Origin of the sequence: Labrys methylaminiphilus subsp. lupini (assembly GCF_051161885.1) — a bacterium.
In the GTDB taxonomy this organism is placed as follows: domain Bacteria; phylum Pseudomonadota; class Alphaproteobacteria; order Rhizobiales; family Labraceae; genus Labrys.
In genome coordinates, this window is record NZ_JBMDIH010000001.1 from 2,240,945 (window position 1) to 2,258,681 (window position 17,737).

Annotated in this window: 14 protein-coding genes, 1 tRNA gene and 1 pseudogene; 8 read left to right on the forward strand and 8 right to left on the reverse strand. The window is 62.9% G+C overall.

What is annotated here, in order from left to right; all coding sequences use genetic code 11:
* Positions 1–68: 68 nt before the first annotated feature.
* On the reverse strand, positions 69–824 hold the full coding sequence (locus tag ACN6KF_RS10545) for an alpha/beta fold hydrolase (protein WP_434956800.1): 756 nt from the start codon (positions 822–824) through the stop codon (positions 69–71).
* A gap of 145 nt (positions 825–969) precedes the next feature.
* Here ACN6KF_RS10545 and ACN6KF_RS10550 point away from each other — a divergent pair, with 145 nt between their 5' ends.
* The 4 genes from ACN6KF_RS10550 (at position 970) to ACN6KF_RS10565 (ending at position 4,308) form a co-directional block, all read left to right on the forward strand.
* Positions 970–1,215, forward strand: coding sequence for a zinc-finger domain-containing protein (locus ACN6KF_RS10550; protein ID WP_434956801.1), 246 nt, complete (start codon positions 970–972; stop codon positions 1,213–1,215).
* A 7-nt stretch (positions 1,216–1,222) separates the two neighbouring features.
* Positions 1,223–2,389 (forward strand): FAD-dependent monooxygenase, encoded by a 1,167-nt coding sequence (locus tag ACN6KF_RS10555; RefSeq protein ID WP_434956802.1) that lies wholly within the window; start codon positions 1,223–1,225, stop codon positions 2,387–2,389.
* 42 nt (positions 2,390–2,431) lie between these two features.
* Positions 2,432–2,517, forward strand: a tRNA-Leu gene (locus ACN6KF_RS10560).
* 288 nt (positions 2,518–2,805) lie between these two features.
* On the forward strand, positions 2,806–4,308 hold the full coding sequence (locus ACN6KF_RS10565) for a site-specific integrase (protein WP_475422022.1): 1,503 nt from the start codon (positions 2,806–2,808) through the stop codon (positions 4,306–4,308).
* A 712-nt stretch (positions 4,309–5,020) separates the two neighbouring features.
* Here the strand turns inward: ACN6KF_RS10565 and ACN6KF_RS10570 are convergent.
* The 3 genes and pseudogenes from ACN6KF_RS10570 to ACN6KF_RS10580 all read right to left on the reverse strand — a co-directional run bounded on the left by ACN6KF_RS10570 (position 5,021) and on the right by ACN6KF_RS10580 (position 9,382).
* Positions 5,021–6,167, reverse strand: a pseudogene (locus tag ACN6KF_RS10570) (IS3 family transposase).
* 233 nt (positions 6,168–6,400) lie between these two features.
* Complete coding sequence (locus ACN6KF_RS10575) at positions 6,401–8,296, reverse strand: hypothetical protein (protein ID WP_434956803.1); 1,896 nt, start codon at positions 8,294–8,296, stop codon at positions 6,401–6,403.
* 207 nt (positions 8,297–8,503) lie between these two features.
* Positions 8,504–9,382, reverse strand: a complete 879-nt coding sequence (locus tag ACN6KF_RS10580) for a LysR family transcriptional regulator (protein WP_434956804.1) — start codon at positions 9,380–9,382, stop codon at positions 8,504–8,506.
* A 74-nt stretch (positions 9,383–9,456) separates the two neighbouring features.
* Here ACN6KF_RS10580 and pdxA point away from each other — a divergent pair, with 74 nt between their 5' ends.
* Together pdxA and ACN6KF_RS10590 are read left to right on the forward strand one after the other, a co-directional pair.
* The gene (pdxA, locus tag ACN6KF_RS10585; protein ID WP_434956805.1) at positions 9,457–10,539 is read left to right on the forward strand and encodes a 4-hydroxythreonine-4-phosphate dehydrogenase PdxA; all 1,083 of its coding nucleotides are present in this window, start codon (positions 9,457–9,459) and stop codon (positions 10,537–10,539) included.
* Between the two features lie 88 nt (positions 10,540–10,627).
* Positions 10,628–11,635, forward strand: a complete 1,008-nt coding sequence (locus tag ACN6KF_RS10590; RefSeq protein ID WP_434956806.1) for a cupin domain-containing protein — start codon at positions 10,628–10,630, stop codon at positions 11,633–11,635.
* 21 nt (positions 11,636–11,656) lie between these two features.
* Here ACN6KF_RS10590 and ACN6KF_RS10595 read toward each other — a convergent pair whose 3' ends face one another.
* Positions 11,657–11,854 carry a hypothetical protein gene (locus ACN6KF_RS10595; protein WP_434956807.1) on the reverse strand — a complete coding sequence of 66 codons (198 nt, stop codon included), beginning with the start codon at positions 11,852–11,854 and terminating at the stop codon, positions 11,657–11,659.
* A gap of 346 nt (positions 11,855–12,200) precedes the next feature.
* On the opposite strand from ACN6KF_RS10595, the gene ACN6KF_RS10600 reads away from it, so the two are divergent.
* The gene (locus tag ACN6KF_RS10600; protein WP_434956808.1) at positions 12,201–14,009 is read left to right on the forward strand and encodes a glycosyltransferase family 2 protein; all 1,809 of its coding nucleotides are present in this window, start codon (positions 12,201–12,203) and stop codon (positions 14,007–14,009) included.
* 46 nt (positions 14,010–14,055) lie between these two features.
* Here the strand turns inward: ACN6KF_RS10600 and gpt are convergent, their stop codons facing one another.
* From gpt to ACN6KF_RS10615, 3 genes are all read right to left on the reverse strand, one after another.
* Positions 14,056–14,556: a xanthine phosphoribosyltransferase gene (gene gpt / locus ACN6KF_RS10605; RefSeq protein ID WP_434956809.1), complete on the reverse strand. Its 501-nt coding sequence runs from the start codon at positions 14,554–14,556 to the stop codon at positions 14,056–14,058.
* 225 nt (positions 14,557–14,781) lie between these two features.
* The gene (locus tag ACN6KF_RS10610) at positions 14,782–15,552 is read right to left on the reverse strand and encodes a competence/damage-inducible protein A (RefSeq protein ID WP_434956810.1); all 771 of its coding nucleotides are present in this window, start codon (positions 15,550–15,552) and stop codon (positions 14,782–14,784) included.
* 53 nt (positions 15,553–15,605) lie between these two features.
* Complete coding sequence (locus ACN6KF_RS10615; protein WP_434956811.1) at positions 15,606–16,736, reverse strand: Mrp/NBP35 family ATP-binding protein; 1,131 nt, start codon at positions 16,734–16,736, stop codon at positions 15,606–15,608.
* A gap of 358 nt (positions 16,737–17,094) precedes the next feature.
* On the opposite strand from ACN6KF_RS10615, the gene ACN6KF_RS10620 reads away from it, so the two are divergent.
* Positions 17,095–17,715, forward strand: a complete 621-nt coding sequence (locus ACN6KF_RS10620) for a 2OG-Fe(II) oxygenase family protein (RefSeq protein ID WP_434956812.1) — start codon at positions 17,095–17,097, stop codon at positions 17,713–17,715.
* Positions 17,716–17,737: the final 22 nt, after the last annotated feature.

Here is a 17,737-nt window from a genome sequence, read left to right on the forward strand (position 1 = left end):
CCTATCCGCTGAATGGAAGGTACCTCTTTCCTTTTTAGCGCAGCGATGCCGCCAGTGCCAATGTTCATTTAGACGCCCTGCTCTGCGAGGAATGCCAAAACGCCCTGCTTGTAGACCTTGTCGCCGACGGCCGGGTTGTGATCGCGATTGGGAATGTCGAGCACGGCTGCGTTCGGCATCATCGCCGCCAGTTCCTGTGCGGAGCCCGCAATCGGATCACGCGTGCCGACGGCGATCAGGGTCGGCTGCAGGATCCTCGCGACCTCGGCCGGATTGAGCTGGACCCGGGATCCGCGGATGCAGGCCGCCAGGGCCCGTCGGTCCGCGCCGCTCTTGTCGGCAAAGGCGCGGAACATCCGCCCGATCGGATCCGGCACGTCGTCGAGCGAGGGCGCTTCCATGGCCGCCGCTATGGTGGGTGGCAGGGCTTCGCCGTGCACCAGCCGCACGCCCAGGCCGCCGAATACAACCGCATCCACGCGCTGGGGTTGCTCGAGCGCCAGGAAGGCCGTGATGCGGGCGCCCATGGAATAGCCCATCACGGTCGCCGAACCGATACGCAGATGGTCGAGCAGCGCGACGGCATCCCCGGCCATCACGGCGGGGTGGTAGGCGGCGGGATCATAGAGCTTGGAGGACTCGCCGTGGCCGCGATTGTCGAAGGCGACGACTCGCCGGCCCTGCCCGGTGAGCAGGTCGACCCAGCCGGTGCCGACCCAGTTCACCTGATGATTCGAGCCGAAGCCGTGAATGAGGAGGATGGGCTCGCCCTCCCCCTCGTCGATATAGGCGATTTCGACGCCATCATGATCAAAACGCTGCATCGGCGCGGTTTTCCTTTGCTCTCGATCTCTTTAGCCCCTATCGCATCCCGTGCGGCGCCGCTATGGTCCGCGCGAGAGAAAATTACCGACCCCAAGTCCACATCCAGGTCGACATCGGGCACTCCAAATCGCGGACTGAAGATCAATGGCAGGCCATTCCATTCCCCATTTCCACAATGACCTCGGCTTGAAGGTCATTCGCGTCGGCTCGAAGGAATTCATGTGCCAGGGCGCGAGCGCTCCCTTCGATCACCCTCACATCTTCATCGACCTCGGGTCGGACGACGAGGCGGTGTGCTCCTACTGCTCCACGCTCTACAAATATGATCCCAAGCTGGCGGAAGGTACCTCGGACCCGGCATCCTGCACGGTAACCGCGAACGCCGCCTGAACCCGGCATGGATATCGCGATCGCCGGCGCCGGCATCGGCGGGCTGACGGCTGCCCTGGCCCTGACCCGGCGCGGCTTTGCGGTTGAAATCTATGAGCGCGCCGACAAGCTGGAGGCGGCGGGGGCCGGCATCCAGCTCACACCCAATGCACTCAACGTCCTGTTCGGCCTCGGTCTCGGCCCGGCGCTCGAGGCGCATATGGCGGTGATAGAGGCGGTGCGCATCCGCAAAGGCGCGACCGGCGGCCTGATCCAGCAAATTCCGCTCGACCAATGCCGCCAACGCTGGGGCGCCCCCTATGGCGTCATCCATCGCGCCGACCTGCAGGCCGTGCTGGTGGAGGCGGTGCGCCAGCACGCCATTCCGCTGAAGCTGGGACAAGAGATCCATGCGGCCCGACAGGACGGGCGGCGGGCGATCCTGTCCTTCGCCGGTGGCCACACCGATGTTTCCGCTCGTATACTGATTGGCGCCGACGGGCTGTGGTCGAAGCTGCGGCCCCTGCTCGGCCTCGAGCCGCCCCGTTTCGCTGGACGGCGAGCGTGGCGGGCGGTGATCCCGAGTGAGGACGCCCCCAGCTTGTTTCAAGGCCTGGTGACCGGGCTCTGGCTCGGCGACAACGCGCATTTCGTGCATTACCCCGTGCATTCGGGGCAGGCGCTCAATCTCGTGGCGGTGACGCACGACGAAGACGCCGGCCCCGGCTGGTCGACGCCGCAACCCGTGCAGGCACTGCTGCCCCATTATGCCGGCTGGGATGGGCGCTTGCGCGCCTTGCTCGCCATGGTGCCGCAATGGCGGACCTGGCCGCTGTTCGAAGGCCGCGCCGACAGCCGGATCGCCACTGGCAATATCGCCCTGATCGGTGATGCCGCCCACCCCATGCTGCCCTTCATCGCCCAGGGTGGCGCGGCGGCCATCGAGGATGCGGCCGAACTGGCCGCCCGGTTGGACGGCGCCGTCGACGGGGATGTTCCCGCCCGCCTGCAGGACTGGTCGAGACAGCGTCTGCCTCGTGTCACCCGGATCCAGACCGAGGCGCGCAGCAATGGCGAGCGCTACCACTGGCGCTGGCCCCTCGCCGCCGCGCGCGACCTCGGGCTGTCGGCCCTCGGCGGCCGGCGCCTGCTGGAGCGCTATGACTGGCTCTATGGCTGGAAGCCGACAGAATAGGCTTGAGCCGACATGATTCCGGCCCTAAGCAAGGCCGGCGCTGCGGACGTGGCGAAATGGTAGACGCAGCAGACTTAAAATCTGCTTCGGGAAACCGGGTGCGGGTTCGAGTCCCGCCGTCCGCACCAGCGCTGATCTTTTTGGCTTCAAGGTCAATAAGTTACGTGTTGTCAGACAGTTAGGATTGCGCCACTGTACAACAAAAGTGGCACACAATGCGTTATCGGATGGTCATGTCCATGCAGCGGAAAGGCACCCGCAGTCGCTACTTCGTTCAGCGAATTCCCAAGGGCGTGCAGCCGCAGGCGCTCGGCATGAAGCTCAGCGTTCCCATTGGGGGTGCCACGCAAGCGATCACCGTAACGCCTGCCATGGCCAAAGGGTCCCTCCGCATATCGCTTCGCACGGATGACCCCGTGACCGCCAAGATTCGACAGGCCGAAATTGTGGCGTATCTGGAAGCCATCTGGCGCAGCCTCCGAGAGGACGCCCCGGTCTCCCTCACAGCGAAGCAAGCCACCGCCCTTGCCGGGCTCCTCTACCTCGCATGGGCAAATGAAGAGGAGAACGACCGCACCGTCTCGGGCACCATCGGATTCGACGGGACGTGGACCCCTGAGCCTCCCCCGCTGCCTCACGAAATGGCTGCCGCCTGGGAGAACCTCAGGGAGAAACTGAGCGCTCTACCCGCTGATGACACAGAAGCCCTGGAAGCCGTCCTTGGTTCCATCGTGGATCGCCTGTTGCTTGCCCACGGCATCCGCAGGGTGGACAGCCATAGCCGGCTCATCCTCCTGGGGGCCTTCCGGGACGCGCTACGGGACGCCGCTGCGAGCCGTCAGAGGCAGGCGGAGGGCGACTATTCGCCGGACCCCAAGGCCCAAAGGTTCCCCGCGTGGCAACCGTCTGGGGAGCCCTCTAAGCCGGTCACTGTGGGGGACAACGGCAAGTTGACACTCGGAAACATCGTAGAGGGATGGTGGGCAGAGGCCAAGGCAGTGGGGGTCACGCAATCGACCTATGAGGCTTACAGCCGCAAGATGGAACGGCTGAAGGAGTTCCTTGGGCATGACGATGCGGCCCGCGTCACGGCTGACAATATCGTGGCCTTCAAGAACAAGCGGCTAGCGGACGGCATCAATGCGCGAACCGTGAAGGACAATGACCTCAGTGCCCTCCGCGCCCTATTCGGCTGGGCGGTCACCAATCGCAAACTTCAGGTCAATCCTGCGGTGGGCATCACGCTGCGTCCCGCCAAGACAGTCCGAACACGAGCCCGGGATTTCACGGAGGAGGAAGCCCGAGCGATCCTGAAGCACGCTGCCGACTACCGCAAAGGTCCCAGGGAAGACGCCAAGACCGCAGCGGCTAAACGCTGGGTTCCCTGGCTGTGTGCCTACACGGGGGCCCGGGTGGGTGAGATTGTGCAGCTCCGCAAGACGGACCTGAGGAAGGTGAGCCTAGCAGCAGGGCGAACGCCCGAGGACCGAGCTGGCAGCGGAGAGGTGTGGGTCCTCACCATCACGCCAGAGGCCTACACAGTGAAGGACAAGGAGTTCCGTGAGGTCGTGCTTCACAGCCACTTGGTGGACCTTGGGTTCCCTGACTTTGTGGCAAGCGCCAAGGCCGGGCATCTATTCATCACGCCGGACGCCAATGGGGAACTTCGTGGCTCATGGCGGACCATGAAGAACCGCGTTACGGAGTCGGTGCGGAAGGCCGTGACGGACCCCCGCGTTCGCCCCAACCATGCTTGGCGCCACACCTTCAAGACCATTGGGCGACAGGCCGGCATTGAGGATAGCGTGTTGGATGCCATCTGCGGTCACGCCCCGGGATCGATAGGCGCCGACTATGGCGAGGTGACCGTGGCGGCCAAGGCGAGGGCCTTTGAGCGGTTCCCTAGGTTCACAGTCTGAGGAGAGGATTTCCATCAATATGCTGGCCTGACTGGCAGGCGCGTGCCAGATTCCGGCTTACTGACTAGGAGTCACGCATCGTCATGCACGGAAAATACGACGACATTCTATCGCGCATCCCAACACCGCCACTCTGGTATGATGAATATGGGGTCCCGCGCTATGAGCCGTTCACCCCGCGCCGTACCGGGAACATATATTGCAATGAAGCGGTGCTTGTAGAGGTCGTGTGTCAGGCCTGCCTACGCACCTTTACCGTTTGCTGCTCTTTTAACAGGCCGATGTTCCCGAGCATGGAAGACCATTCACAGGCTGACCTTATTCGCCACAACTACGAGTTCCTCTATGGCGACCCACCGCGTCACAGCGAGGGGACCTATTTGCACGAGAGCGCCAAAATTACCTGTGTTGCCGGGGACAGCATGAACACAATGGCGGTTCGCGTTCTCGAATACTGGAAGCGAGACCGATGGGAATGGGTTCGGGACCCCTCGCTAGAGGTTACCATTGAGAGTGACGAGCGGGACCGGATCGAAAAGGGGCAATGGCAGGCTCCTCCCATTTCAGTGCCCAGCGATACCCCTGCGGCTCCTCATCGCAAATCCTTCCGGCCACATACTCTGGGACGCAATCTCCTTGGCACCCTGGCTCGGTGGATTTCGCGCTCCTAGGGTGCCACCTTTGGCCTGCTGCCGGTTTTTCGGACACGAGGTTAAGCTAGCATAGCTTGTTCCTCGAACTCTACGGGGCTCAGATAGCGGAGTGTCGAGTGCCTTCGCCGAGGGTTGTAAAAGCGCTCGATGTAATCGAACACATCCGCCCTGGCGTCGTCTCTCGTTCTATAAACCTTGCGGGCTGTCCGCTCGGTTTTGAGCGACGAGAAGAAGCTTTCCATCGCAGCATTGTCCCAGACGTTGCCCGACCGGCTCATCGAACATGTGATGGCGTGGTCGGACATCAGGCGCTGGAACTGCTCACTGGTGTATTGCGATCCCTGATCCGAATGATGCAGCAGGCTGTCGGGCTTGCCTCTCCTCAGATCGCCATGATCAGGGCGTCAGCGACGAGCTGCGCCGTCATCTGCGCCTTCATCGCCCAGCCGACGACACGCCGGGAGAACAGATCGATGACGGCGGCAACATAGAGCCATCCTTCGGCGGTCCAGATATAGGTGAAGTCGGCGATCCATTTCTGGTTCGGTGCCGATGCCTGGAAGGTGCGATCGAGGAGGTTGTCTGACACTGCGGCTCGCTGACCGGTGTCCTTCGGCAACCCACGTCGCCGAGGCCGGGCCCGCAGCCCGTTCTCCCGCATGAGCCTTTCTATGCGATGCAGGCCGCAGGAGAGGCCTTCCGCCAGAACATCGTGCCAGACGCGCCTGGCGCCATAGGTTCGGTCGCTGCTCTTGAAGCAGCGATCGATCCTGGATACGAGGATCTCGTCGTACCGGGAACGAGCGCTGGGACTGCGATTAAGCCAGGCATGGAAGCCTGAGCGGGACACATCCAGAGCGTCGCACAGCCATGCCACCGGCCAGATGTTCCGGTGCCTCGCGATGAAAGCGAACCTCACGTCACTTCTCTCGCGAAGTAGGCTGCGGCCTTTTTTAGGATGTCGCGCTCCGCCTTCAGCTTCGCGACTTCCTTGCGCAGTCGGTCAATCTCGAGCTGCTCCGGCTTCATCTGTCCGTGCCCGGGAAAGGCATGCTGCGGATCACCGCGCGCCTCTCGGACCCACTTGCGCAACACGTTCTCATGAAGGTCCAGATCGCGCGCGGCCTGCGCCACCGCAACGCCTCGATCCTTCACTAGCCTCACTGCCTCAAGCTTAAACTCGCGGCTGAACTTCCCTCTCTGCATTCCAACTCTCCACTTCCGCTAAACACCTTATCTCGGTGTCCACGAAACCGGCAGCAGGCCAATGGGCGTATCCTTGGTGAAAGGGAAACGCCTATTGTCTCTCGTCAAGGGCGCCCTGTGTCCAATTCGAAGAGCGAATCCATAGTAGCCCCCAAAGCGTCTATCGATTCTCGTTGTTCGTGGATGCCCCCCAGGTGTTCTTTTCCGTGAGCAGGGGCGCTCCCAGCGTTTACTTACCTAAGCCGTACGCACTGGCCCGCATTGGAAACATTGACGGAGCCACCTGAGTAAGCTGCGAGGCCCACGAGGTAGACGGTCGTGTTGGCCGTGGCGGTCGTAAAGTCGAACGTCCAGGCTGTGAGGGCCTTCGAGACACCTTCTCTCCATGTTCCCCCCTCGGAGATGCCTCCGAGAGCTGGCGTCAGGGGAACTTTGGCGGACGTGGTATTGAGACCGGCTTGAATGACCGAGATCGAAGCCCCGCCCGTCGGGCTGAGGAAGATATTCGATGAACACGCCCACATCCCCGGAGGCAGGGACACCGAGGCTACATTCGTTGCCGTGGTGCTCGCCATTCCGGTGACGGCCCCCGCCAGGCTATAGATCTCACCGGGAGCAGCCCGCACCAAGCTGTCAGTTCGAGTGGCGTTATCAACCCATTTGAAGGCGTTGGCTGGAGGTAGTGGCTGATAGCTCCAAGCCTTGACGAACTGGTTGTTCATCACGCGGATGCCGACAGCTTCGAATTCCTTCCATATTTGCGCATTGGTCGCTGTCAAATTGGCGTATTCGAATTTGTTGTTATCGATTGTCACATTGTGGGCTGAACCGCCGAAAGAGCCGGCATTAGCCAGACGTACATAAGAAGAAACCGTCATAGTCCGGGCATTGTTGGAAATGTGGGCGTCTCGTAGGACACCTGTCTCCACCCGGCCAAACAGGAACCAATCTTTACCGACACCAGACCACGAGCCTGCGGGATGGGCCAGAATCCACGAGCCGCCGATGATCCGGAGCGCCCCGGCCTGCTCAGCCTGCACGAAACCCTCATGGGCCTGGCAAGCCATGTTCTCGATATTCCAGTGCAACGGCGAATAATTGTGATCTGTGGACTTGATCCGCACGCAGGCACGGCCTTCCCCGGAACCTGAGTTCCTTAAGGCGATGTCCTCCATGCCTGCCCTTGCGGGATTTCCATAGTCAGCGGCATTCTCGAAGTGCCAGCCATCGGCAAACCCCTGCATCTGAGAGTTCTCGATGTGGACGACGAAAACCGAGTTGCCCATCAATCGGAAGCCATCGCCAACAACCCCGCCTGCGGGCAAACCCGAGGATGCAAACAAGTGGTCGATGTCCCAGCCACCCGCGCTCCACACTTCAACGGCCTGATTGAAGTTGTCGATGCGAACGTTGTCGATCTTCCCGCCGATAGAGCCGGGAACCCATTTGCCATAGAGGCCAATTGCGGTGTTGCCCGGCGTGGTCTGGCGGAGTTCCAAGTCATTCAAAAAAATGGGATTTTGCGTCCTGCCGGCATCGGGGGAGTTGATGCAGACCTCAATACCGTTAACGCCGCCGTCATACTGGAGAACCGTCTGCTTGTCGCCGGCACCGGCAATCGTCAGCGTTTGGGAGCAGACCTTGAGCGTCCTGTTGAAGCGAGCGGCTCCGGCCCCAAGGGTGAAGGTTACCTTGCCATTGGCGTTGGCATTGATAAGGGACTGAAAGATCGCCCAGTCCAGATAGTCGCCTAGCGAGGTCGCGGCGGGAAGGACGGCCTGCCACTGGCTGAGAGTCCAGCCCGAGGTTGGGCGCCCGTTCAAGGAAGTAACCGAACTCAACGTCCTAGCGATACCATCGCCCTTATAGCCGAATCCACGGAGGGTGGTTTCGTCAATCTCCGTAACGTTGCGAAGAGTGGTCGGGAGGTTCCATGCGCCCTTTTCGTCCAAACACCCAAAGGGTACCCCCTTGTCCGTAGCGTTGGGGCTATCGAGGTCCCACAAATAGAGACATCGGGAGGAGCCCGACTTGTCGATGGATAGTGTTGGCGTACCCTTGGCCTGGGCTTGGGCGAATGCAGGCCCTGCGCACACGAGAGCGAGCAGAGCCGCTATGAAACGGGTCATGATGATTAGTCCTGTATTTCAGCGATTGTATCGCGTGCGACGCCCAGGGACACCCCGTGGACGACCAGTTCCCACCAACGCTCCCCATCCCGAACTTTCTAGGGATGTCATTGAGTGCGTCACGCTGTGTGAGAGCACCGTTAGGGCCCTTCTGCCGAGCACCATACCGGTATCAATCCCGCTCCAGCGGTCGATCCACAGGGATCGCTACCCAAACGAGGAAGCGCATCCCGCCACGAGCCAGTCCATCAGTTGCTGGGCCTTCGCATTCGGTTCGCGTTCGCCCGGCCAGACCAGCCCGTAATGCGTGCCGTCGGCCCAGAAGCCAGCGGGCGCTCGGAGGCGGCTTCGCTTGATGTCATCGGTAGCCAGCACCAGCGGGCTGAGGGCGACGCCCAGCCCCGCCGAAGCCGCTTCCATCATCAGGAAATGGTGATCGTAGAAGCGGATTTCCCTCGGTTGCGGCCGGTGGGCGTGGCGCGCCAGCCATGTCGACCAGGCGTCGGGGCGCGTCCTCGAGCCAAGGCCGATATAGGCGCCCTCCTCGAAATCGGCGAGGAGATCAGGCACCATCACCGGTCCGACCTTTTCGGCGAACAGGCGCTTGACCTGCCAGGTTTCTGGCATGGCAAAGTCGAGGCGGCGGATGGCGAGATCGATCCGCTCGCGCGCGAAATCGATCGGGCCGCCGCCAACCGAAAGATGCAGGGCGATCGCGGGATGGGCTGCCTGGAAGCCGCCCAGGCGCGGGATGAGCCAGCGCATCGCCACCGACGGCTCGCAGGACAGCACCAGGGCATCGTCCCGCGTCGCAGCGGCGCGCAGGCCTTGGACGGTGGTGCGCAATTCGCCGAAGAAGCGGTTCACAGTCAGGAACAGCGTCTCGCCGGCCGTCGTCAGCTTGAGGCCACGCCCGCTCTTCTCGAACAGCCGGAGACCCAGATCCTCCGAGAGCTTGGCGATGCGCCGGCTGACCGCACCATGCGTCAATGCCAGGGTGTCGGCGGCAAGGCGTACCGAACCCAGCCGCGCCGTGGCCTCGAAGGCGCGCAAATCGTCCAGCGAGGGAATGTCGGAGCGGTCCATTGGTGATCTGGTATCACCGATTTTGGATAGAAACTATCGCTTTTTTTGGGCTCCATTTCCTCGATAATCAGGCCATGCAAACCGTTCCTTCTGAAATCGCGAGCCTTCCCGGCAGAGAGCAGTCCGGCACCGTCCCCGCTGCGGCCCCCTCGCCGCTCGCCATCACCATGGGCGATGCCGCCGGCATCGGACCGGAGATCATCGCCAAGGCGTTTACCGCAGGCTGCGGGCCCTCCATCGTCTATGGCAGCGCGCGCGTGATGGCCGACGTCGTGGCCCGCCTCGCCCTGACGCTGCAGGTTCATAAGGTTGCCGGGCCGGAGGAGGCTCACTTTCGCGCCGGCGTCATCGATGTCGTCGACGCCTGCGACATTCGCGAGCCGCCGCCCCTCGGCCGGATCAGCCCGGCCTGCGGCAAGGCAGCCTTCGATGCGCTGCTGACGGCCATTGACGCCGCCAAGGCGGGCACGGTCAAAGGCATCGTCACGGCTCCGATCAACAAGGAGGCGATGGCGGCCGCGGGCCTGTCCTACCCAGGCCACACCGAGATCCTCGCCGCCCATGGCGGAGCCACGCGGGTGGCGATGATGCTGGCCAATGACGAAATCCGGACAGTTCTCGTCACCATTCACACCGCATTGCGCCTGGCGATCGAACAGGCCGATTTCGCGGCCCAGATGGCGGCGATCCGCTTTGCGCATGAAGGCGGGCGGGCGCTCGGCATCCCGGTGCCGCGCATCGCCGTTGCCGGCCTCAACCCGCATGCCGGTGAAGGCGGCCTGTTCGGCACCGAGGAAATCGAGATCATCGCGCCGGCCATCGCAGCGGCGCGCCGTGAGGGTATCGACGCCAGCGGTCCCTGGCCCGGCGACACCGTGTTTCTTCAGGCCCGGCAAGGCCGGTTCGACGTCGTGGTCGCCCAATATCACGACCAGGGCCTCATTCCGATCAAATATCTCGGGCTGGACAGGGGCGTGAACATCACGCTCGGCTTGCCTTTCATCCGCACCAGCCCCGATCATGGCACGGCGTTCGATATCGCCGGACAGGGCATTGCGGATCCCGCGAGCCTGATGACCGCCATTGCCTATGCCCGGCGCCTCATCGAGGCCAAAGCCGATACTGAACGAGGGCAAGATGTGTTTTCCGCAAATTGAACTTTAATATAACTCTTTGTTTTGACGCGTTTTCTTAATCGAAAAGTCTATCAACTTTTCTTGAAAACACTCTCGAGAGGGTCTCCTGATGGGTCTTCGCTTCATCTTCATGCTCACCCGCAACGACCAGACGGTCGAAGATGCCGCCACGCATCTTCAAACGGCGCTGAAGCTCGGGATCCGCCATATAGGCTTCAAGGATATCGGCCTGCCGATCGAGCGGCTCAAGGATCTCAGCCGGGCGATCCGGGCGGGAGGCGCGACCTCCTATCTCGAAGTGGTCTCGCTCGATCGCGACAGTGAACTGGCCTCCGCCCGGGCAGCCGTCGAGATCGGCGTCGATATCCTGCTTGGCGGCACGCATGTCGAGGAGGTGTCGGCGATCGTCAGGGGCACGTCCATCCGCTATTGCCCCTTCCCCGGCCGCATCAACGGCCATCCCAGCGTGCTCGAAGGCAGCATCGATGAAATCGTCGCCAGTGCCCGCAAGCTCGCGGCCCATGAAGGCGTGCACGGCCTCGATCTGCTTGCCTATCGTTCGAAGGAAGACGTGCCGGCGCTGATGAAGGCCGTATGCGCCGCGGTTTCCAAGCCCGTCTACATGGCCGGATCCATCGAGACGCCTAGGCAGATCGCAGCGGTGAAGGAGGCGGGCGGCATGGGTTTCACCATCGGAACCGCCGCGCTCGACGGCCGCTATCCGGCCGACGGCCAGGATGTGGCAAGCCAGCTTGCCGCCATCATGCGGGACGTGGCCGAGATCAACAACCATTTGTCCCCCTATCACAAGCAGAGCCTGACATCCGCCTTCCGCGCCTTTGCGGACACTGCTTCACCCAGGATTGCCGGGCGGATCAACGACATCGAGGTCAAGCTCGCCAAGGTCGAGGCCGAATCCGGCTGGCATTTCAATGCCAGAGAGGATGCCTTCCTGCTGGTGCACAAGGGCCGACTGCTCATGCGCTTCCGAGACCGCGACGAAGTCGTCGAGGAAGGCGATTTCATCATCGTGCCGCACGGGGTCGAACATTGCCCGGAAGCGCTGACCGCAGAATGCCAGATCGTGCTGATCGAGCCGCCACGCAACCGGGCCTGAAGCCGTGCCCGACCGCGACGTTCAATCCCCGCTCCCCTCCGCCGGCCGTCCCCTCGCCTCCACGATCGCGGATTGCAGGGTGAACAGGCGATACAAGGTCAGCGCCGCCTTGTAGGGATCGCCGTCGCAATCGCGGATGATGCCGTCCAGGGCCGCCGCTTCCTCGGCTGTCGCCGGCACGACCTCGTCCGCGAAGAGTATTTTCGGATCGATCGCCATCCTTGCCTCCCATCCTTCGAATCCGCCGGAAATTAACCGGGAAGCTCGGCGATGGCCAGCAATTTGTTCTTGAATTGTTCTTATTTCAAGGTCCACAGCCACCCTGGCTCGAAAGCGAGGGGGGCAGGCGCCGATACGGCTCTCGCTCCACTCGGGAACAGCGGCACGCGGCAGAGCGGCAGCCCGATCAAGCTGTGGCCTCCCTTGTGTCCCGACCCATTGAAAAGCTCGGCCGACCCGGCCCAGACCTTGCAAGGCTTCGCCCGCTCGTGCTCTGCATCCTTGTGGAAAGATCGTCATTGCCTCGGCGGTCGGCACCGATAATGAAGACGAAACGGGACAAGGGATGAGCGAAACCACTCTCTCGATCACGCTTTGCGGCATCGACCTCACGCTGATCTATCCTGAAGATCTGGACGAAGCGATCTGGCCCTATTTCTGGCATGTCGCCGGTGATAGCCAACCGGGGCCTCCATCTGCGACGTTGCGCCTGTACCGCCAGGATTCGAGCCGGTTCGAGCTCTATCGTGACGGCACCCTGGTCTGGAGAGAGCTGTTCTGGCCGGATGCCCTGCATCCCCTGCTCGACGAGATCGGCCGCGTGGTGGCGACGGCCTCCATCCCGCCGGTTCTGCGCGCTGCAGCGGTGGCTTATGACGGCAAGGTCGTGCTGATTGCCGGGCCTCCCGGCTGCGGCAAGACCAGTCTTGTCGCCTGGCTGGTCGAAAAAGGCTTCCAGTTCCTCGCCGACGATCTCGTCTGCCTCGGGGACGCGGAGACATTCGTCAGGCCGGGCGCGCTCGCCCTCGCGCCCCATGCGCAGGTGTCGGCCCGCATCCTGTCCTCTCCGGCCTTCATCGATGCCTACGCCTCGCTCACCCAGGCAGGCGCCGTGATCAAGCCAGAGGCGCTGGCCGAGGACCACGCGGCCGAATGGCCCTGCGCCCTCGTCCTGGTGCCGCAGCGCCATGAGGGCGCCGAACCCGACCTGCAGACGGTTTCCTTAGACAGGCGGCGCTTCTTTCTCGAACTCTCCCAGCATCCGGACCAGCAGATGTCGGCCGCGATCGAGGCCAAGCTCACCGACTTCGCCCGGCAGATCCCGGTCGTCAAAGCGCGCTTCGGCCAGCCTGGCGACTGGCTCGACAGCTTCCTGCGCCGCAGGTTCGATGCCGACCTGCCGGTAGCGAACACGGCCCGTCAGCACAGGATCGAGGCGCGCCAGCAACTGGACACCGCAGCGGCAGTGACGGTACGCCCGGCCGGCGACTGGTTCTTCTCCCAACCGGCCATCGCCAGACCGCGCAAGCGCCTGAGCATCGGCATGGCGACGTTCGACGATTATGACGGGGTCTATTTCACGCTGCAGGCCCTGCGGCTCTATCATCCCGAGATCGCCGACGACCTCGAATTCCTGGTGGTCGACAACAATCCGAACGGGATCTGCGGCGATGCCCTTCGCCGTCTTGCCAAGGGGTCAGGCGGGTTTCGCTACATTCCGGTGGCGGACAGCATCGGCACCGCCGTGCGCGATTTCGTGATGCAGGAAGCCGCCGGCGAGCATGTCGTCTGCCTGGACTGCCACGTCCTGCTGGTGCAGGGGGCATTGGCCAAGCTCCTGCGCTATTTCGAGGAGCATCCCGGCAGTAACGACCTGTTGCAGGGGCCGCTCGTCAGCGACGACCTCGTCACCCTTTCCACCCATTGGACGGGGGAATGGTCCGGCGGCATGTATGGCACCTGGGCGCTTGATCCCGCAGGCAGGGATCCCGAGGCGCCGCCCTTTGACGTTCCGATGCAAGGCCTGGGCCTCTATGCTTGCCGCCGCGCAGCCTGGCCGGGTTACAACAAGCTTTTCCGTGGTTTTGGCGGCGAGGAAGGCTATATCCACGAGAAATTCCGCCAAGCGGGCGGGCGCACCCTGTGCCTGCCCTTCCTGCGCTGGATCCATCGCTTCGACCGCCCGACGGGCGCACCCTATACGATCAGTTGGCACGACCGCATCCGCAACTACATGATCGGCTTCGACGAGCTTGGCTTGCCGATGGACGGGATGCTGGCTCATTTCCGCGAGCATGTCGGCCCGAGCGCCGAGCCGATCATCCGGACCTGTTGGGAGGAAGTGGAACGACTGCGCCTCGCGCAGCCGGGCTAACGACGTCGAGTTGGTTTCAATACGGCGCTTTCAGTGCCTGCCGATATCACCCCTCGGAGCCCTGGGCGATCGGCGGCTGGAAGGCCAGGCCCATGTCCCACGGGAAATAGATCCAGGTATCCTGGCTCACCTCGGTGACAAAGGTATCGACCAGCGGGCGGCCGAGCGGCTTGGCATAGACGGTGGCGAAATGCGCCTTAGGCAGGCGGTCGCGCACCACCTTGGCGGTCGAGCCGGTGTCGACGAGATCATCGACCACCAGGATGCCTTCGCCGCCATTGGCGGCCAGCTTCTCGTCGACATCCTTGAGTACCTGCAGGCCGCTCTGGGTCTTGTAGTCGTGATAGCTGGCAATGCAGACGGTCTCGATCAGGCGGATGCCAAGCTCGCGCGAAATGATCGCTGCCGGAACGAGGCCGCCTCGCGTGATACAGACGATCGCATTGAAGGGGCCGCTGCCGGACAATCGCCAGGCAAGCGCACGCGCATCGCGGTGGAACTGATCCCAGGATACGGGGAAGGCCTTGTCCGGCTTGGGCGAGTTCATGATCCGGTCCCTAGCAGAAATTCACCAGCTTCATCCACGGGTGGATGAAGCTAGTGAATTTTGCAAATGTTAAAAGTCCAGCAGACTATGGTTCATGGGATCAAGGATCCCACGAGCCATAGTCTGCTGGTTCGCGGGTCGCTCTTCATAGCGGCGAAATCGAACCGATCAAGCCCCGAATTAGCCCTTCCACGCCATTTTGCGACCGATGAAGGCGCCCCGACCTCAGCGTTTGATGGTGGCGACCATCGCCTCGATGTCGGCCTTGGCAGCGGCGACCTTGGCCGCGTCCTTGCCTCGGATCACCAGCTGGGTCTGAAAGCCGGCCGGGCCGAAGGAGGGATAGGAGCCGATCGAGACCTCGGGATGGGCCTGCGCGATCGCCGCGAGTGGCTCGGCGACGGCGCCCTCGCCGATCCCCGGCCCCGGCGAAACGCTGTCCGATAGCGTGACGGCTCCCGTGCGCATCTTCAAAATGGCATTGTCGAGCATGCGCTGCATGATGTTGGGCACGCCCGCCATCACGATGACATTGCCCAGCATGAAGCCCGGCGCAGCGGAGACCGGATTGTCGACGAGTTCGGCCCCAGCGGGAATGCGCGCCATGCGCAGGCGGGCCGGTGTCAGGTTCACGGCGCCGCCATAATGCCGGGTCATCACTTCGACGGCGCGCTGGTCGATCTCGATGCCGACGTCGAAGGCCTTGGCGACGGAATCGGCGGTGATATCGTCATGTGTCGGCCCGATGCCGCCCGTCGACAGCACATAGTCATAGCGCGCGCGCAGGGCGTTAACGGCCTCGACGATGCGGTCCTCCTCGTCGGGAACGACACGCACCTCTTTCACGTCCACGCCGGCTCCGGTGAGGAATTCGGAGATGTAGCCGATATTCTTGTCCTTGGTCCGGCCCGACAAAATCTCATCACCGACGACGAGGATGGCGGCCGTCACGGATACCGGAGCGACTTGCTCGGGATTTGCAGAGAGCGTTTCCATAGGGCATTTCCGAATGATGTCGCTGTCGAGTGTCAGCGGAAGGTGGCCGACCGTCACTCGATGACAATACGCGGCTGAAGGCGTTGATCAACACCTTCCCCCGACAGACCAGCCCAAACCTGCGCCGCGATGCGGCGATAGATGCCGGCTTCCAGGCTGTCCGGCAAAGTGGCGGTCACCGGCCTGCCGGCATCCGAGCGCTCGCGCACTTCCATGGACAAAGGCAATTCGCCGAGGAAGGGCACGCCGAGTTTCTCGGCCTCACGCCGCGCTCCGCCATGACCGAAGAGATGGCTGACATGGCCGCAATTGGGGCAGGAGAAGGTGGACATGTTCTCGATGATGCCGAGGATCGGGACATTCACCTTCTGGAACATGCCGACGCCGCGGCGGGCGTCTATCAGGGCCAGATCCTGGGGCGTCGAGACGATCACAGCGCCAGCCAGCGGCGTGTTCTGCGCCATGGTGAGCTGCGCATCGCCGGTGCCCGGCGGCATGTCGACCACCATGACGTCGAGTTCGCCCCAGAGGACATCACGCAGAAGCGTCGTGAGCGCCGACTGCACCATAGCGCCGCGCCAGATCATCGCGGTCTCCTGATCGACCAGGAAGCCGATCGACATCGCCTTCACGCCATAGGCCTCAAGCGGAATGATCTTCTTGTCGGCATTCTGTTCGGGCTTGTCGGTCAAGCCGAGGAGTTTTGGAACCGACGGTCCAAATATATCGGCATCGAGCAACCCGACGCTCAGCCCCTGCGCGGCCAGGGCGATGGCCAGATTGCAGGCGGTCGTCGACTTGCCGACACCGCCCTTGCCGGAAGCGACGGCAATGACGCGCTTCACGCCGGGCAGAACCGGGGCCCGCTGCTGCGGCGCGTTGTGGGCGGCGGCCTGCGCCCGCGGGCCGGGCGGCTCCTGGCGCGCGGCACCGGCCGGCCGTTCGGCCGTCAGCCCGACCAGCACATTGGTGACGCCCGGTAGGCCGCGTACCGCATTTTCCGCCGCCGCTCGCACCGGCTCCATCGCCCGCGCCTCGGTCGCATCAATGGCGATGGCAAACATCACTTTCGAGCCGTCGACGCGGATTTCAGTCAGCCGGCCGGTCGAGGGCAGCGATTGGCCGCTTGCCGGCAGCTTGACGAGTTCGAGGGCGCGAATGACATCGGCTGGCGTCAGGGACAAGGAAGGATCCTCACGAAGCAAGGGAAGGTGGCGGCATAGCCGCCCCGGAAGATTCCCTCAAAATTGGGGAGCACGGCCGCGGCATTCAACCACCGCTGGCCTTGGATCGCGGAATAATAGGGCGCGCCGGCACGATTCTCCTATCGGACAGATTGCAGCAAAGGCACGAACGCAAGCCCCGTCACGAACGTGGCAGGCAGCAAACTTTATAGGAGCGCCTACAAACCAAAAGCACCTTGACCACGACACCAGGCAGCGAGACATTCAAGCCCGTCATATCCGTTCAGGGTCGGGGGACGCTCGGGCAGCGCCGTGCAGGCTTTGCCAGCTGGCGCATGCATTCCAGGAGTGACCGGCGATGCCTGTCATCGACCTCGATGTCATCCGCAATGCTGAAATCCATGACAAGCCCTACCGCCACATCATCGGCGAGGGTTTTCTCCGGAAAGACAAGATCCCGTCGCTGCGGCAGGATTTTCCAGCCATCGACAAACCCGGCTTTCTGACCGTCGCCGGCATGGCGCTGCGGGGCAGCTTCCGGGATCTGGTCGAGGAACTCGAAAGCAGCGCGATGGCCAGGTCCCTATCCGACAAGCTCGGCCTCGATCTCGATCCCCTGCCCCGGCTGACGACGATCCGCCGGCTCTCGCAACTCAAGGATGGCCGCATTCATACCGACAGCGAAAGCAAGCTCGCCACGTTCCTCGTCTACATGAACGACGACTGGGATGACGATGGTGGTTGCCTGCGCGTGCTGAACGGGCCTGATGATTTCGACGACATGACGGCCGAAATATCACCCGTCATGGGCTCATGCTTCGGTTTTCGCCGGGCCGCCAATTCCTGGCACGGCCACAAGCCTTTCGCCGGCGAGCGGCGCGTTGTCCAGATTACCTGGCTGAAGGATGCCAGCGAACTCGAGCGCAAGAAGAAGCGCAACAGCGCGGCCCAGTTCTTCAAAGGCATATTCGGACGTTGACAACAGCCTGCCCTGGCGGACT

Bases quoted from the DNA above. Each gene is read 5' to 3' on its own strand.
- ACN6KF_RS10545 (WP_434956800.1), bottom strand. From the start codon at position 824: ATGCAGCGTTTTGATCATGATGGCGTCGAAATCGCCTATATCGACGAG.
- ACN6KF_RS10550 (WP_434956801.1), top strand. From the start codon at position 970: ATGGCAGGCCATTCCATTCCCCATTTCCACAATGACCTCGGCTTGAAG.
- ACN6KF_RS10555 (WP_434956802.1), top strand. From the start codon at position 1,223: ATGGATATCGCGATCGCCGGCGCCGGCATCGGCGGGCTGACGGCTGCC.
- ACN6KF_RS10575 (WP_434956803.1), bottom strand. From the start codon at position 8,296: ATGACCCGTTTCATAGCGGCTCTGCTCGCTCTCGTGTGCGCAGGGCCT.
- ACN6KF_RS10580 (WP_434956804.1), bottom strand. From the start codon at position 9,382: ATGGACCGCTCCGACATTCCCTCGCTGGACGATTTGCGCGCCTTCGAG.
- pdxA (WP_434956805.1), top strand. From the start codon at position 9,457: ATGCAAACCGTTCCTTCTGAAATCGCGAGCCTTCCCGGCAGAGAGCAG.
- ACN6KF_RS10590 (WP_434956806.1), top strand. From the start codon at position 10,628: ATGGGTCTTCGCTTCATCTTCATGCTCACCCGCAACGACCAGACGGTC.
- ACN6KF_RS10595 (WP_434956807.1), bottom strand. From the start codon at position 11,854: ATGGCGATCGATCCGAAAATACTCTTCGCGGACGAGGTCGTGCCGGCG.
- ACN6KF_RS10600 (WP_434956808.1), top strand. From the start codon at position 12,201: ATGAGCGAAACCACTCTCTCGATCACGCTTTGCGGCATCGACCTCACG.
- gpt (WP_434956809.1), bottom strand. From the start codon at position 14,556: ATGAACTCGCCCAAGCCGGACAAGGCCTTCCCCGTATCCTGGGATCAG.
- ACN6KF_RS10610 (WP_434956810.1), bottom strand. From the start codon at position 15,552: ATGGAAACGCTCTCTGCAAATCCCGAGCAAGTCGCTCCGGTATCCGTG.
- ACN6KF_RS10620 (WP_434956812.1), top strand. From the start codon at position 17,095: ATGCCTGTCATCGACCTCGATGTCATCCGCAATGCTGAAATCCATGAC.